The following is a 15,282-nucleotide window of genomic DNA, read 5'->3' as shown; positions in this document are numbered from 1 at the left end:
CGACGCCCCCGCTTCCGGGTGCCGCGTTGCTCGGGCCGGCCGTAACGGGCAGGATCCCTGACATGGCATACGACGCGCGCGCCGCGGACCGCTCCGGCAGTCGACCCCGACGGGACGTCAGCCGCCCGGGCGCTGCCCGGCGCGCCCGGACGGCCGCCCCGGCGGGTAGCCCCGGCCCCGACGAGCCGGTCGCGCTCACCGACCCGGTCACCATGCGCCTCGACGGGCGGGTCGCCCTGGTCACCGGGGCGGGCAGTCCGGACGGCATCGGGTACGCCACCGCCCGGCGACTCGCCGACCTGGGCGCGCGGGTGGCCATCGTCTCCACCACCCGACGCATCCACGAGCGGGCGACCGAGCTGGGGGTGACCGGCTTCGTCGCGGACCTGACCGACGAGTCCGAGGTCGGCGCGCTGGCCGATGCGGTCGCCGAGCAGTTGGGCGACGTCGAGGTGCTGGTCAACAACGCCGGCCTGGCCAGTCGCGCCAGCCAGGGGGTGCTGCGGCCGGTAGCGCAGCTGACCTACGACGAGTGGCGCGGTGAGATCGACCGCAACCTCTCCACCGCGTTCCTGTGCAGCCGGGCGTTCATCGGGGGGATGGCCGAGCGGGGCTGGGGTCGGATCGTCAACCTGGCGGCCACGGCCGGCCCGGTAAACGCCCTGCCCACCGAGGCCGCGTACGCCGCGGCGAAGGCCGGGGTCGTCGGGCTGACCCGGGCCCTGGCCATGGAGATGATCGCCGACGGGGTGACAGTCAACGCGGTGGCGCCCGGCACCATCTACACCGCGGCGTCCACCATGGCCGAGATCAAGCAGGGTCTGGGCACCCCGGTGGGGCGACCGGGCACGCCGGACGAGGTCGCCGCGGCGATCAGCTTCCTCTGCTCGCCGGCCGCCTCGTACATCACCGGGCAGATGCTTGTGGTGGACGGCGGCAACAGCGTGCGTGAGGCCCGCTTCCGCTGACGGTGCCGGTCCGCGCCGGCCCGCTCGTCAGTAGCCGCCACTGTCGCCGGTGTTGCCGAAGGCCACCAGCGCCAGCCAACCACAGCAGGCCAGCACGGTGAGCCCGGTGAAGACGTAGCCAAGGATCAGCCCCCAGGTCGCGAGCTGGTCGCCCTCCTCGCCGCTGGTGCGGATCTGCCGCTTGGCCACGTGGCCGAGGACGGCGCCGGCCGGCGGAAAGACGAAGGCGAACACCAGCGACAGGATCGCCAGCACGTTGGTGCCCCGACCTGGCCCGGACGGCGGTGGGCCGTACTGACCGTAGGGGCCCTGCGGGGGGTACGGCGGTTGCTGGCTCCAGTGCGCCGACTGCTGCGGCCCCTGGTGGCCGTACGGCGACGGTTCGCCCGCCGGCAGCCCGTACGGTGAGCGCTCCGCTGGCAGCTCGTACGCCGGCTGGTCCGTCTGCGGCGCGTACGGCGGCTGACCGGCCGGCGGTCGCGCGTACGGTGACTGGTCCTTCGGTGGCTCGTAGGGTGACGGCGGCGGCTCGTCCTCGGGCGGTCCCGACGGCGGCGGGTAGCTCACAGCTGTCCTCCTCCTGCCGGTGCCGGAAAAGTCCCTCTTGCCGGACGCTACCCGCAGCGGTGAACCTTTTCACAGCGGTTGTGTGGACTGGTCACCTTGGCCTCGTCGACCCGAGGGGCCGATACTGACCCAGCGTTCAGTTACCCATGAGTAGTGCGCGGATCCCCGGAGGCTGAGATGGCCCGACTCGCCCAGACGCCCGGCCTGACCGATGTGCAACAGTCGATCCTGGAGACCGTTCGGGACTTCGCCGACAAGGAGATCATCCCGCACGCGCAGCGGTTGGAGCACGCCGACGAGTACCCCACCGACATCCTCGACGGCATGCGCGAGATGGGGCTGTTCGGTCTCACCATCGACGAGGAGTACGGCGGCCTCGGTGAATCGCTGCTCACCTACGCGCTGGTGGTGGAGCAACTGTCCCGAGGCTGGATGTCGATCTCCGGCATCGTCAACACCCACTTCATCGTGGCGTACCTGATCTCCCAGCACGGTTCCGCCGAGCAGAAGGCCCGGCTGTTGCCGAAGATGGCCACCGGCGAGGTGCGCGGAGCGTTCTCCATGTCCGAGCCCGAGACCGGCTCCGACGTCTCGGCGATCAAGTCCCGGGCCGTCCGCGACGGCGACCGCTACGTGCTCAACGGGCAGAAGATGTGGCTCACCAACGGGGCCTACTCCTCGGTGGTGGCCACCCTGGTCAAGACCGACACGGGCGCGGAGTCCGTCTACGGCAACATGAGCACCTTTCTGCTCGAGAAGGAGCCGGGCTTCGGCGAGACCGCCCCCGGCCTCACCATCCCCGGCAAGATCGAGAAGATGGGTTACAAGGGCGTCGAGACCACCGAGATGGTGCTCGACGGCGTGACCGTGCCGGACTCCGCGATCCTCGGCGGTGCCGACCAGGTGGGCCGCGGCTTCTACCAGATGATGGACGGCATCGAGGTGGGCCGGGTCAACGTGGCCGCCCGTGCCTGCGGCATCTCCATCCGCGCCTTTGAGCTGGCGGTGAGCTATGCCCAGCAGCGCAAGACCTTCGGTCAGCCTCTCGCCAAGCACCAGGCGATCGCCTTCAAGCTCGCCGAGATGGGCACGAAGATCGAGGCTGCGCATGCCCTCATGGTCAACGCCGCCCGGCTCAAGGACGCCGGCCAGCGCAACGACGTGGAGGCCGGGATGGCCAAGCTGCTCGCCTCGGAGTACTGCGCCGAGGTCGTCCAGGAGGCGTTCCGCATCCACGGCGGCTACGGCTACTCCAAGGAGTACGAAATCGAGCGGCTGATGCGGGAGGCCCCGTTCCTGCTCATCGGCGAGGGCACCTCAGAGATCCAGAAGACAATCATCTCCCGAGGCCTCCTCAAGCAATACAAGCTCTAACCCCGCCCCCCGCCCCCCGCCCCCCGCGATCTTGCACTTTCGGTTGCCCGATTGGCCCTTATGTCACATGTGCCGGGACAGTAAGTGCAAGATCGCGGAGGGGTGAGCGGAGGGGTGAGCGGAGGGGTGAGCGGAGGGGTCAGGTCAGGCGGGTCAGGTTGGCGGCGGCACGTTCGACGATGAGGCAGCGGTCCTCGACGTAGTCCATGCCGGCCTCCTCGGCGATCCGCCGCGCCTCTGCCGAGACGATGCCCAGTTGGAGCCAGACCGCGGGGGCGCCGATCGCCGCCGCATCCCGGACCACCTGCACGGCGTCGGCCGCCGGTCGGAACACGTCCACCAGGTCGACGGGGTGCGGAATGTCGGCGAGGGTCTTGTAGGCCTGTTCCCCGAACAGTTCGTCGACCGTCGGGTTGACCGGGATGATGCGCCAGCCGTACTGCTGCATCTGCAACGGCACGCCGTGGGCGGCCTTGAACGGGTCGCGGGACGCGCCCACGACGGCGATCACGGCGGAGTTGGCGAGGATCTGCTGAGCGGTACGCACCCGCCGACTGTAGCTCCGACTACAGCAGCGTCAGCTGCTCGGCCGCCGACGGTGGCGGCGGCTCGGGCAGGCTGCGGTTGTCGCCCCGCTCCCCGCGGTGCAGCCCGTGCCGGCGGGCGGCGATCCGCACCCGTGCGGTCAACTCCCGCTGGTACGCCTGCGGGGCGTACGCACCGGCCCGGTAGAGCTCGCGGTAGCGGGGCACGAGGTGCGGGTGCTCACGGGCGAGCCAGTGCGCGTACCACTCCCGAGCGCCGGGACGCAGGTGCAGGGGCAGGGCGGTCACGCTGGTCGCACCGGCGGCGGCGATCGCCGAGACGGTGGCGTCGATCGACTCGTCGCTGTCGCTGAGGCCGGGCAGGATCGGTGCCATCAGCACTCCGACGGAGAAGCCGGCGTCGGCGAGCGCCCGGACGGCGTCCAGCCGGCGGCGTGGGTGCGGTGTGCCCGGCTCGACGGTGCGCCAGAGGTGCTCGTCGACGAACCCCACCGAGAAGGAGATGCCCACGGTGGTCACCTCGGCGGCCTCGCGCAGCAGCGGCAGGTCGCGCAGGATCAGCGTGCCCTTGGTGAGGATCGAGAACGGGTTGGCGAAGTCTCGCAGGGCACTGATGATCTGCGGCATCAGCCGGTAACGACCCTCGGCGCGCTGGTAGCAGTCCACGTTGGTGCCCATCGCCACGTGCGCGCCCCGCCAGCGCGGCGCGGCCAGCTCCCGCCGGATCAGCTCACCGGCGTTGACCTTGACGATCACCTTCCGGTCGAAGTCAGCGCCGGCATCGAGATCGAGATAGGTGTGTGTGTTTCGGGCGAAGCAGTTGTGGCTGACCACTCCGTTGGCGATGAAGTCCCCGGTGCCAGTGGTGATGTCCCAGAGCGGCAGCTCCAGCCCGAGTGCCTCGATGCCGACGACCCGGAGGGCGCCCTGATGCTTGAGTGCGCCACCCTCGATCGACCGCTTCCGAGTGATGGCAGGGTCGGTCAGGTGAAAGAACCGGAGCCGGGCGGCGAGGCCCCCGGTCAGCCTGATCTCCCGCACACGGTTGGGTAGGCCGCGGTCTTCTCGCACGCAGGCGAAACCGAAATGGCGCAATGCTGCCGTCGTCTGGTCGAGGATGGCGTCGTCGCTGTTGCCGAAGCGCAGGACGCCTCTGCTGCAACTGCCCGCCGCGTCGAAGATGCCGGCCAGGAAGCCAAGCCTCCAGTCGTCACTGGGCTCGACCGGCCAACGAACGAGTTCAGTGATCGCCAGGATGTCCCGCTGCTCAGAGGTTCGGATGGCGGCCACAGCGAGTCGCGTGGGACTGGCCGGGGTGAAATCGAAGCGCTGTGTCTTGATCTCTTCGAGCGCGAGGTAGCGCTCGCTGCGGCTCAATGCCTCGTCATCGGCCAACGCCAGCCGGAACCGGTGCACCGTCCCGTACGAGTACGTGCCCAGGTGCGCGTCTCCGCGGACCATGCCGCACAGGTAGCCCCGGCGGTAGTCGGGTGACTCCTTGGGCCCAACGGCGAAACGACCGGTGCCGATCAGGCGGTTGTTGGTGGTCAGGTAAGGGCGTCGAGCGTTGCCATGCATGGCCCCGGTGACGTACTTCCAGCCACGTTCAGAGAGGAACCGGTGGTCCCCGCTGGCGATGAGGGTCGTGCCATCCTCCAGGGTGACCCGGTAGGCCAGCTTCACCGTGGACCACTTGTCGAGGACGGTGGTGATCACGTATCGGCGGTACGCGCCCCGTCGTTCGGTCCCGTAGATGCGGTCGCCCGGCTCCAGTTCGCTGATCGGCTTCGTGCGGCCGTCCGCCATGAGGATCGGGGTGTCCGCACCCAGGCAGTAAACACAGGCATGGGAGCAGCCCCGATATGGGTTGATCGTCCACTCGAACGGGACGCGGGACTGCCCGGGCACCCGGTTGAGAATGGACTTGGCCTGCACTTCGTAGAAGGTCATCCCGGCGAATTCGGGGGTGTCGAAGGTGCGGGCCACGGCGCCGGGCAGCGCCAGCGGCAGGGGTGGCGTCGCTGGCGCTGCCCGTTCGGGGCCTCCCTCGACCGGGGGAGCGGTGAGGTTGTCCCAGCGCATGGCCATTATTCGAACACGTGTACGAGACAAGCGCAAGTGACCCGCCGTACACCCGTGGGCATCCGGGTGGTCGGAGAGGGGAGGATGGACGCCATGGAGACGTCGACCTTCGTCTACGACGGGGACTGCGCGTTCTGCACGAGCTGTGCGGAGTTCATCGAGCGCCGCATCCCCACCGCCGCGCGGGTGGTGCCCTGGCAGTTCGCCGACCTGGACGCGCTCGGCCTCACAGTGGCCGAGTGTGAGGAGGCCGTGCAGTGGGTCGGCGCGGACGGCTCGCGCGCAGCCGGTCCGGACGCCATCGCGAAGCTGCTCGCCGCGAGTGGTCCGCTCTGGCGGGTCGCCGGCGCCGGCCTACGGATTCCTCCGGTACGCGTCGCGGCCTGGCCGTTGTACCGCTGGGTGGCGCGTAACCGGCACCGACTTCCTGGTGGCACGGCGGCCTGCTCTTTGCCCCAGGAGGCCCGGGAGCGGCTCTACGGGCCGGCCGGTCGCCCGACCACCGGCGCCTGATCGTCGAGCGCCGGCCCCGCGCCGGCTGCCACCGGGTCGACGTCGGCCGGGCGCGGTTCCGGGGCGTCCGTCGTCACCGCCTCGGGAGAGCCGAGGCCGATCAGTCGGCGTGCCCAGACCAGCGGGCGCACCCGCTCCAGCGGTAGGAAGCTGGTCATCGCGGCCAGGTGCGGCGCGAACGAGATCGTGATGGTCGCGATGGTGACCGCGTGGAACGAGTAGAAGAAGCCGACCATGGCGAGTCGCCAGCGGGGTGGCAGCAGGAAGACCATCGGGCTCAGCAGCTCGAACGCCACGATGCCGAACTGGGCGACGATCAGCAGGTACGGCACCTGGGCGATGAGGTCCGCCAGGTCGGTGCCGCGCCGGATGATCGCGCGGGCCAGGACCGAGCCGGTCAGCCAGTCCAGCCCGCCGAAGCGCAGCTTGGCGAACGCGGCCAGGAAGTACGTGCAGATCACCGCGATCTGGGTGACGCGTAGCGCCCAGCCGCCGGCCTCGGTGCGGGTGGTGTCGCCGTGTCGGGCGCGACCGGCGGTGGGCAGCACGGCAAGTGCGACGAGCAGCCCGAACCGGTCGTGGTCGACCTTTCCGTAGCTCATCGCGATGATCATCCACTCCAGGTACAGCGCGCACACCGCCCAGCCGAGCAGCCGGGGCGCTCGTCCGGTGGCGGCGAGGAGGGCGAGCAGTAGCAACGCCCAGAAGATCACCGTCACCAGCGTCTCGGTTGGCGTCGGTAGTGGGAGCAGGCGGCCGATCAGGAGTGGCTGGTACAGGTCGCCGGGCACGCTGACCCGGGTGCGCACCCAGGGGGTGAAGATCACCAGATCGGCGGCGACGAACAGGTAGATCAGGGTGCGAAAGGCGGCCACCCGGCCCCGGGGTACGGCCTCGGTCAGCCAGCGGTTCATCGGGTGGCCTGCCAGCGAACGACGGTCTGGTCGGTGTGTTGGCCGGTCGGTCGGCCGGCGCGGATGCCGTGCCAGCGGATGACGATGCGGACCTCGACCAGCGCGGGGGCGTCCGGGTGGCGTTCGGCGTACGCGTCGGCGACCTCGGTGAGCAGCGTCGGGTCGGCGGCGTATCGGGCCTGCTGCCCCTCGATCTCGGCGCGGCGGATGCCTGTCGCGTTCTGGTCGAGGTCGACCACCGCCCCGGAGCTGTTCACCCCCTCGACGCGGGTGTCGGGTGCGGGTGCGTTCGGCGGGTTGGAGGTGGAGTACATCCGGAACGGGCCGAACGGGAAGTCGTCGTCGCTGCCCCAGAAGGTGCCGACGACGAGCAGGACGAGGCCCAGTGCGGTCGCGCCCAGCCGGGTCACGCGCCCGCGGGTGGTCAGGTTCTCCATCGGGTCGTGACGATACGGGATGTACCGACGGCTTCGGGTCCCTCTGACGGCCAGTTCGGCCTGACCAGGCAGGTGATCATGCGGGAGTTGGTGGGGGTACGACGAAGGCCGGGCCCGATGCGGGCCCGGCCTCGCGTGTCGTCGTGGGACGACTCAGTGGTTGTGCTCGGCCAGTTGCTTGCGGACGTCGTCCATGTCCAGCGCCTCGACCTGCTCGATCAGGTTCTCCAGCGCGGACTCGGGAAGGGCGCCCGGCTGGGCGAAGACGATGACGCCGTCACGGATCGCCATGATCGTCGGGATCGAGCGAATGTCGAACTTGGCGCCCAACTCCTGCTGAGCCTCCGTGTCGACCTTGCCGAAGACGATGTTCTGGTGCTTCTCCGAGGAGCGCTCGTAGACCGGGGCGAACCGCTTGCACGGACCACACCAGTCGGCCCAGAAGTCGACCAGGACGATGCCGTCGTTGCCGGTCACCTCGTCGAAGTTCGCCGAGGTCAGCTCAACGGTTGCCATTGCACTCTCCGATCACCGCGGTTTGTCTACGTCCCGTAGAACCAGGGCTGACCGTATCGAATTCCCGCGCGGTGGGGCACGAAACGTGCGCGGGGCTGCCGGGGGTGCCGCGGGTCATCGATGCGCATCTCTTCACACCCGACCTGCGGAACGCAAGTGCATGACGCACTTGCGTGACCTGCCGTAATGGGAGCGTTTCCAGGGAGATCCACGCGATTGACCACTACGAATCGGTAACTTGGGCCTTGACGAGGAGGTATCCGGCCTGCGGAGATCGCTGGTCAACCTCCGCTTCGTCACGCACAGTAGTGTTACAAAAAGATAAATGTGACCGCGATCTCTGTTGAACCTACGCAGGCGTAGGGCAGAATTCCTCACATCAGAGCGTGGGCGGCGGGTGCCGGGGAGGGCCCCGCCGCTCATTGCGTCTCCCCCCGGAAGGGTGACCGGTGTGACATTTCCGCCGCCGTCGCGCCCCGCCGGTCGCCTTAACCATCGGTAAGGCATGCTGTGCCGAACTCCATCGCCGCCCGTCGAAGGGACCAGCATGCAGTTCGGTCGCTACTACGAGGAGTTCGAGGTCGGCGCGGTCTACCGGCACTGGCCGGGCAAGACCGTCACCGAGTACGACGACCACCTCTTCTGCCTGCTCACCATGAACCACCACCCGCTGCACATGGACGCGCACTACGCCGCGACGGCGAGCCAGTTCAAGCGCAACGTCGTGGTCGGCAACTACATCTACTCGCTGCTGCTCGGCATGTCCGTGCCCGATGTGAGTGGCAAGGCGATCGCCAACCTGGAGGTCGAGTCGCTGCGGCACGTCGCGCCGACCTTCCACGGCGACACCATCTACGGCGAGACCACCGTGCTGGACAAGCGCGAGTCCGGCTCGAAACCCGACCGGGGCGTGGTGTCGGTGGAGACCCGCGGCTACAACCAGGACGGCACGATGGTCTGCGTCTTCCGGCGCAAGGTCATGGTTCCCAAGCGGGAGTACGCGGCCGCCGCGGTGCCCGACGGAGTGGATCCGGAGCGGCCCAGCTTCCCCGAGCCGCGCTGACCGTCGCGGCGGGCTCGACCGTCGACGAACACCGGCCTCCTTCCCCACCGCGGGTCTGCTGGGGAAGGGGCCCTGTTCCCGTCGCGGGGCATATGCTGACGCCGGAGGTTCCGATGAGCCACTCCGTAGCGGGAGAGCCGTCCTCTGCCGGCCGCCGAGCCGCACCCTTGACCACCGCTGTCTACTCCGCCGCCGAGTGGGATCTGCTCACCGGCCTGCCGGGTCGGGTTCTCGTGGCCGCAGCGGCGCCCGGTCCTGGCCGGACGGAGCGTGGAGTGATGGCCGGCCTGGCCGGCCTGGATGCCGTGGCCGCGGGCCGAGCCTCCGACAGCGACCTGGTCCGCGCGGTGGTCGCCACGATCTACGCCCGCCATGACGGCACCCCGCAACCCGCCGAGCGGCTCACCGACCTGGTGGACCTGCTGGCCGCCTGCCGGGCGGCGAGCCGGGTCCTCCGGCGACGGGCCGATCCCGCCGACTCGGCCGCGTACCGCCAGTGGGTGCAGTCGGTCGCGGCCCGGGTCTGCCGCGCGGTGCCCGGCACCGGCGCGCGCCGGGTGGACCCACCGGCCAGCCCTACGGACCGGCGCTTCCTGGACCGGCTCGGTGCCGCCCTCGACCTGGGCTGACCGGCAGGTCGCCGCAGCCGGCGCCGACGCGGTCCGTACCCTCTGATGACCGTGACCGACGACCAGCTCGAGGTGGGCGTGGGCCCCTGGCCGGGGGACCCACCGGACGACCCCCGTTACGACCCGCAACTGCTGGCGGAGGGGGACCGGCGCAACGTCGTCGACCGCTACCGCTACTGGCGGCACGAGGCGATCGTCGCCGACCTGGACCGGCACCGGCACGGCTTCCACGTCGCGATCGAGAACTGGCAGCACGACTTCAACATCGGCACTGTGGTGCGCAACGCCAACGCGTTCAACGCCGCCGAGGTGCACATCGTCGGACGGCGACGGTGGAACCGGCGCGGCGCGATGGTGACCGATCGGTACCAGCACGTACGGCACCACGAGACGATCGAGGAGTTCGTCGTCTGGGCGGCCGAGCGGCAGCTACCGGTGTTCGGCATCGACAACCTGCCCGGGTCGCGTCCGCTGGAGACCGGCACCCTGCCGCGGGACTGCGTGCTGCTGTTCGGCCAGGAGGGGCCCGGCCTCTCCGCACCGGCCCGTGCCGCCTGCGCCCAGCTCTACTCCATCGCCCAGTACGGCTCGACGAGGTCGATCAACGCGGGCGTGGCGAGCGGAATCGCCATGCACGCCTGGATCCGCGCGCACGCCGGTTCGCCGCCGGACTGACCCACGTACGGTGCCGAATCGGACGTTCCGGCTTGACGTGCCGGCGGTGCGGGGAGACGGTGGGGATGTGAGTGTCGCGGTGAGTTGTCCGAGATGCGGGGGCCCGGTACGGGCGCCGGATCTGATGAACACCGACTCGAGGTGTGTGCGCTGCGGCCCGGTGCCGCCATTGCACGTGCCCGAGCACATCGGAGCGGACATCGTGGCGAGCGTGGTGGAACGGATCACCGCGACCGGCGATCCGCCGGTGACGCCGCTGTGGTGCCCGTGGCCGCTGCCGCCCGGTTGGACACTCACCGGCGTGGCGTACGCCGGGGACGACCGGACGGGCGTGCGGGCGACAGTGGTGGCCTGCGCGGGCCCGGCGCCGCTCGGTGGTGGTCCGGCCGATCTGGTCTTCGTCGCCGAGGAACCCGGTGTCGGCCTGGGCGCCCGGCTCGCCGGTCTGACCGGCCCGGATCCAGGGCCGGAGTTGGTGGACGCGCTGACCGACCCGGGGTCGGGTCATCCTGACCACGTCGGACAGGCGAAGATCAAGGTTGGTGGGCACCCCACTCCACTGTGGTTGGTGAATTCACCGACGGATCGAAGCGCGTACGCCGGCGAGGCTCGGGGAATGTGGCTCCATGCGATAGCCTGGCCGGCGAGTGCGGGTCACCTGCTCGCGGAAGACGTCGTGCTACACGACCTGACCGAGTGGACTCCGCCCGAGCTCGTGTACGGCGCACCGTCCCCGTATCTACCCGGTAGAGCTTGACAACTCTTCCGGGTTGACGGAGAACGGACGCAGATATTCACTGTACGACACCACACTGATACTCTGGGTGCCGCTGCGGTAATGGGACCCGGCGCCGCGCGAGAGGATGGCCCGCCATGGTCAAGAAGGTCCTCACCTGGGCCGGAATCGCATTCTTGATCTTCTTCGTCGCCTACCGGCCAAACTCTGCGGCAGACGTGTTCAAGTCGCTCGGCGGCGGGATCATGGATATCGCCCAGGGGTTTGGCGACTTCTTCACCAGCCTCGTCGCCTAGCCGCCGATGGGCAGCCCCTCCGGTCCACCCTTCGACCCGGACGACCCCGACCGGGAACGTCGCGAGCGAGACACCGAGCCGATCCCGCGGATCGGGCCTGACGACGGCCCGGGCTACGGGGCCGGTCCCGGCCTGTCCGACGGTCCGTCCCTTTCGGACGACGTCGGCTATGGCGACGGGCCCGGCTATGCCGGTCAGGGTCGTTCCGGTCGGGGGTGGATCCGTGATCCGGAGGCCAGCTACCAGCCACCGCAGATCTCCGAGGACGAGCTGGCCGGGTTGCGCGCCGACGCGACCGGCTCGACCCCTCGGCGGGTGCTGCCACTGGAAGACGAGCCCAGTTCGCTGGTGGCTCGCTACCTCTTCCCCACCGAGCGCTACCGGGGCGAGTGGAAGCGACACTGGATCCACCTCACCAACCCGCTGTTGATCGGCGTCGCGGCGACCTTCGTGCTCGGCTACCTCTCCGGCTTCCTCGCCGGCCAGGACGTCGGCGCGTTGACCACGATCGCCGTGCTGCTGTGGTTCGCGGTGATGGGCTGGGTGGCGTGGAAGGTCGCCGACTGGTGGTATGACCGGTTCATCCTGACCAACAAGCGGGTCATGGTGGTCAACGGCATCGTCACCCGCAAGGTGGCGATGATGCCGCTGGTCCGGGTCACCGACATGAAGTACGAGCAGACCCCGACCGGCCGAGCACTCAACTACGGCACTTTCGTGCTGGAGTCCGCCGGCCAGGAGCAGGCACTCCGCGAGATCAAGAACCTGCCCAACCCGAACGAGCTCTACCTGCGCGTCGTCGAGGAGATGTACGAGCCTCAGGCCGTCGAGGCGCGGCTCGGCAAGGAGGCCGACGAGGCCAAGGCCGACGACGGGGCGTGAAGGTTTTCGACCGAACATCGGAGCAAGTGCGCACCTTTCGTCATGGACCAGAGCGCCCCTGACGTGGCACTCTGCCAGGACGGCAGGGTGTGGAGGTGGGCGGTGACGAGCAAGGACTCGTTGGAGGAGCAGTTCCGCGAGTTCGTCGCGGCCCGCTCCGCCGCGCTCCTACGCACCGCTTATCTGCTCACCGGCGACTGGGCCACGGCCGAGGATCTGCTCCAGACGGCGCTGACCAAGACCTACCTCGCGTGGAAGCGGCTCGGCGGAATCGAGGCGGTCGAGCCGTACGCCCGGCGTGTGATGGTCAACACGTCGACCAGTTGGTGGCGGCGGCGCTGGCACGGCGAACGCCCGACCGAGGTCCTGCCCGAACGGGCCGGCGTCGACGAGATCGAGCAGCAACTTGACCGTGACCTGCTCTGGCGGCACCTCCGGGAGTTACCCAACCGGCAGCGGGCAGTGCTGGTGCTGCGCTACTACGAGGACATGTCGGAGGCGCAGACCGCCGCGATGCTGGACATCTCACCGGGCACGGTGAAGAGCCAGGCGTCCCGGGCGCTCGCCACGCTGCGTCGGCGACTGGGCGCTGACGCACCGGAGCTCGCAGCCGCCGCCGGCATCGCCGGCCGGTCGGCCGCTGCCGCCGGTGCAGGGGCCGCGATCGGTGCCGCCGGCCGGACGACGGGCTCGGGTTCCCGGACCGGGCGGGTCCCGGCCACCGGTGCCGTGGCCACACCCCGTCCCGAACGGGCGGCCGGCCGACCCGTGCCCCGCCCGGCCGCTCCGCGCGCCGCTGCGCCGCGTGCGATCAGCCCGCAGGCCGTGCTGCCCACCGCCCCGGCGGCCGTGCCCGTCGGCACGGGCTCCGGGGAACAGCAGTGAGTCAGTTCCCAGGCCGGCGCGACAACCTGACGGACGGCCCGCAGCGTTCATACCAGGTGCGGCCTGACGAGCTGGAAGGTGCGGTGCGGGAGACCCTCTCGCACCAGGTCGCCGTTGCCCGTCCACTGAGCGTCGATCCGGCCGGCCAGGCCATCCGCCGCGCGAACCGTATCCGGCGTCGACGCGGCGCCGCCGGCCTCGCCCTCGCGGCGGTCACCACCGTGCTGCTCAGCGCCGGCATGGCCCAGCTCGGTGCCGAGACCAGGCGGGACGGCTCACCCATCGTCGTGATCGGCGACCCGGACCCGACCAACCGGCCGCTCCCGACGGCCAGCGTTCCCGGCTCGACCCCCTCGCCCAGGACGTCGACCTCCCTTCTCTTCAGTGAGACCCTGGTCAACGCCGACGGGCGGCGGCTGGTGCTGCCCGACGTGGGGCCGGCCGAACACGTCCAGCCGCTGCCCAGCGGCGGCGGTTGGCTGGTGGTCGGCGCGCCGAGCACCGCAGGACGCTCCCTGTGGGTCGTGCAGGACGACGGCCTGGTGCAGGTGCTGCTGGCTGGCGCCGGTGCGATCGTCCTGGCCCCGGACAGCCTCCAGGTCGCCTGGCGTGACGGGGACGATCTGCTGGTGGCGGGCGTGGTCGGCACCCAACTCATCGGGGCCGTGCGCACTCCGGTGCCGGCAGCGGCGGAGCCCGTCCGGTTCGTCGCTGACAGCGTGCTGGTCCGACTCGATCCGGCCAGCGCCGGTCACACCCTCTGGCGGCCCGGTGCGGGGCCATTGCCCGAGGCCCTCGACCAGAAGAGCCTCAACGTCTACGGGCGGCTGCCCGACGGGCGGCTCGTCGGGCAGGTCACCACGACCGCTCCGGGCCGGACCTGCCTCGCCATCCTCGCCCCGACACGTCGCCTGGACCCGGTACGCACCGGCTGCGGTCCAGACCTGAACCGGGACGGCGTCGGCGGGGTCTCGCCGGACGGGCGGTGGCTGCTGGTCAACGGTGGGAGCGGCACGGCCGGTCGGTCCCTGCTGGTCGACCTGCAGCGGCTCGGGCCCGGTGCGACCGCCGTTGCGGCCGGGCCGCCGATGACCGGGGCGATCGTGTGGAGCGACGAGACCCAGGCCTCCTACCTCGACGGCACCGGCGAGCTGGTCCGGGTCGACGTCGGCCAGGTGCGGGCGGGAAAGCCCGCCAGCCCCGCTGCGGTGCCCAACGTGCCAGCCGGAGAGCGGCCGATCCTGGTGCAGGGCTTCTGACCCCGGGTGGCCCATGTGAATCCGGCTCGCTGTTTCCTCGGTAACGTCGGGCGGTGACCTCGCGTACCGGCTCCGCCCCAGGGATCGACCTGCACGCCCACTCGACGGCCAGCGACGGCACGCTGACCCCGGCCGAGCTGGTTGGCGCGGCCTTTGACGCCGGGCTGGGCGTGCTGGCGATCACCGACCACGACACCACGGCCGGCTGGGCGCCGGCTGTCGGCGCGCTGCCGCCAGGTCTGCGTCTGATCCGGGGTGCGGAGTTGTCGTGTCGCTGGTCCGGCGCGCAGCCGGCGGTGCCGCTGCACCTGCTCGCGTACCTGTTCGACCCGGACCACCCGGAGCTGGTGGTCGAGCTGGCGCGGGTCCGAGCCGCCCGGGAAGAGCGCGGCGAGCGGATGGTCGGCCTCCTGCGGGCCGACGGCATCGACGTGAACTGGCCGGACATCCTGGCCGGCGCGGGTGGCGGCACCGTGGGACGCCCGCACATCGCGCAGGCACTCATCCGCGCCGGCCTGATCGGCAGTGTCCGGGAGGCGTTCGGCCCGGACTGGCTGGGCGAGCGGTACCGGCTGCCCAAGGAGGACATCGACGTGTTCCGGGCCGTTGGACTGGTCCGGGAGGCCGGAGGCGTGCCGGTCTTCGCCCACCCGCGAGCCACCCGACGCGGCCGGGTGGTGCCCGACGAGCTGATCGCCGAGCTGGCCGCCGCCGGGCTCGCCGGGCTCGAAGCCGACCACGAGGACCACAGCCCGGCCGAGCGGGAACACGTGCGGGCGCTCGCCGCCGAGCTGGGTCTGCTCGTCACCGGCTCCTCGGATTTTCACGGCACCCACAAGACCGTCCAACTCGGCGCTTTCAGCACCAGCGTCGAGGCGTACGAGCGGATCGTCGCCGAGGGGGTGACCGAGGTCGCTTCGGGCTGATCCGGGTATTTCGCC

General features: G+C 70.5%; 18 protein-coding genes. 12 read left to right on the top strand and 6 right to left on the bottom strand.

The features are described 5' to 3' along the window. The first annotated feature begins 62 nt into the window (after positions 1-62). Positions 63-968 (top strand): SDR family NAD(P)-dependent oxidoreductase, encoded by a 906-nt coding sequence (locus ACIA47_RS07035; RefSeq protein ID WP_091394758.1) that lies wholly within the window; start codon positions 63-65, stop codon positions 966-968. Positions 969-995: 27 nt separating this feature from the next. On the opposite strand, the gene ACIA47_RS07030 is transcribed toward ACIA47_RS07035, so the two are convergent. Then, positions 996-1,535: a DUF4190 domain-containing protein gene (locus ACIA47_RS07030; RefSeq protein ID WP_396706119.1), complete on the bottom strand. Its 540-nt coding sequence runs from the start codon at positions 1,533-1,535 to the stop codon at positions 996-998. Between the two features lie 177 nt (positions 1,536-1,712). Between ACIA47_RS07030 and ACIA47_RS07025 the strand changes: the two genes are divergently transcribed. Continuing rightward, a complete protein-coding gene (locus ACIA47_RS07025) occupies positions 1,713-2,909 on the top strand; it encodes an acyl-CoA dehydrogenase family protein (RefSeq protein WP_396706411.1) in 1,197 nt (398 codons plus the stop codon). A gap of 139 nt (positions 2,910-3,048) precedes the next feature. Here ACIA47_RS07025 and ACIA47_RS07020 read toward each other — a convergent pair whose 3' ends face one another. Together ACIA47_RS07020 and ACIA47_RS07015 are read right to left on the bottom strand one after the other, a co-directional pair. Then, a complete protein-coding gene (locus ACIA47_RS07020; RefSeq protein WP_396706117.1) occupies positions 3,049-3,456 on the bottom strand; it encodes a CoA-binding protein in 408 nt (135 codons plus the stop codon). A 19-nt stretch (positions 3,457-3,475) separates the two neighbouring features. Continuing rightward, complete coding sequence (locus ACIA47_RS07015; RefSeq protein WP_396706114.1) at positions 3,476-5,536, bottom strand: intein-containing Rv2578c family radical SAM protein; 2,061 nt, start codon at positions 5,534-5,536, stop codon at positions 3,476-3,478. Positions 5,537-5,629: 93 nt separating this feature from the next. Here ACIA47_RS07015 and ACIA47_RS07010 point away from each other — a divergent pair, with 93 nt between their 5' ends. Then, a complete protein-coding gene (locus ACIA47_RS07010) occupies positions 5,630-6,049 on the top strand; it encodes a thiol-disulfide oxidoreductase DCC family protein (RefSeq protein ID WP_109819716.1) in 420 nt (139 codons plus the stop codon). Here the strand turns inward: ACIA47_RS07010 and ACIA47_RS07005 are convergent. From ACIA47_RS07005 to trxA, 3 genes are all read right to left on the bottom strand, one after another. Next, the gene (locus tag ACIA47_RS07005; protein ID WP_396706112.1) at positions 6,013-6,963 is read right to left on the bottom strand and encodes an MFS transporter permease; all 951 of its coding nucleotides are present in this window, start codon (positions 6,961-6,963) and stop codon (positions 6,013-6,015) included. The genes ACIA47_RS07010 and ACIA47_RS07005 overlap by 37 nt on opposite strands. Further along, positions 6,960-7,400: a hypothetical protein gene (locus ACIA47_RS07000; RefSeq protein ID WP_091394742.1), complete on the bottom strand. Its 441-nt coding sequence runs from the start codon at positions 7,398-7,400 to the stop codon at positions 6,960-6,962. The genes ACIA47_RS07005 and ACIA47_RS07000 overlap by 4 nt, the downstream gene beginning before the upstream one ends. Before the next feature lie 153 nt (positions 7,401-7,553). Next, entirely contained in the window at positions 7,554-7,916 is a 363-nt protein-coding gene (trxA, locus tag ACIA47_RS06995; RefSeq protein ID WP_030329190.1) for a thioredoxin, read from the bottom strand. A gap of 547 nt (positions 7,917-8,463) precedes the next feature. On the opposite strand from trxA, the gene ACIA47_RS06990 reads away from it, so the two are divergent. The 9 genes from ACIA47_RS06990 to ACIA47_RS06950 all read left to right on the top strand — a co-directional run bounded on the left by ACIA47_RS06990 (position 8,464) and on the right by ACIA47_RS06950 (position 15,267). Continuing rightward, complete coding sequence (locus ACIA47_RS06990; protein WP_030486570.1) at positions 8,464-8,979, top strand: MaoC family dehydratase; 516 nt, start codon at positions 8,464-8,466, stop codon at positions 8,977-8,979. Positions 8,980-9,071: 92 nt separating this feature from the next. Further along, positions 9,072-9,608, top strand: coding sequence for a hypothetical protein (locus ACIA47_RS06985; RefSeq protein WP_396706109.1), 537 nt, complete (start codon positions 9,072-9,074; stop codon positions 9,606-9,608). Positions 9,609-9,659: 51 nt separating this feature from the next. Continuing rightward, entirely contained in the window at positions 9,660-10,283 is a 624-nt protein-coding gene (locus ACIA47_RS06980) for a TrmH family RNA methyltransferase (RefSeq protein ID WP_396706107.1), read from the top strand. Between the two features lie 10 nt (positions 10,284-10,293). Next, positions 10,294-11,040: a DUF6758 family protein gene (locus ACIA47_RS06975; protein ID WP_396706105.1), complete on the top strand. Its 747-nt coding sequence runs from the start codon at positions 10,294-10,296 to the stop codon at positions 11,038-11,040. Positions 11,041-11,156: 116 nt separating this feature from the next. Next, a complete protein-coding gene (locus tag ACIA47_RS06970; RefSeq protein ID WP_007455302.1) occupies positions 11,157-11,315 on the top strand; it encodes a hypothetical protein in 159 nt (52 codons plus the stop codon). A gap of 6 nt (positions 11,316-11,321) precedes the next feature. Further along, positions 11,322-12,197, top strand: a complete 876-nt coding sequence (locus ACIA47_RS06965; RefSeq protein ID WP_088951386.1) for a PH domain-containing protein — start codon at positions 11,322-11,324, stop codon at positions 12,195-12,197. Between the two features lie 102 nt (positions 12,198-12,299). Continuing rightward, positions 12,300-13,082: a SigE family RNA polymerase sigma factor gene (locus ACIA47_RS06960; protein WP_396706103.1), complete on the top strand. Its 783-nt coding sequence runs from the start codon at positions 12,300-12,302 to the stop codon at positions 13,080-13,082. Beyond that, entirely contained in the window at positions 13,079-14,341 is a 1,263-nt protein-coding gene (locus ACIA47_RS06955) for a hypothetical protein (RefSeq protein WP_396706101.1), read from the top strand. Before ACIA47_RS06960 ends, ACIA47_RS06955 begins: the two co-directional genes overlap by 4 nt. A gap of 53 nt (positions 14,342-14,394) precedes the next feature. Then, positions 14,395-15,267: a PHP domain-containing protein gene (locus ACIA47_RS06950; protein WP_396706099.1), complete on the top strand. Its 873-nt coding sequence runs from the start codon at positions 14,395-14,397 to the stop codon at positions 15,265-15,267. Positions 15,268-15,282 lie beyond the last annotated feature (15 nt).

The organism is Micromonospora sp. NPDC051227 (assembly GCF_044455385.1).
In the GTDB taxonomy this organism is placed as follows: domain Bacteria; phylum Actinomycetota; class Actinomycetes; order Mycobacteriales; family Micromonosporaceae; genus Micromonospora.
The sequence above is the reverse complement of the archived record's forward strand: the minus strand, read 5'-3'. Positions and strand labels throughout refer to the sequence as shown.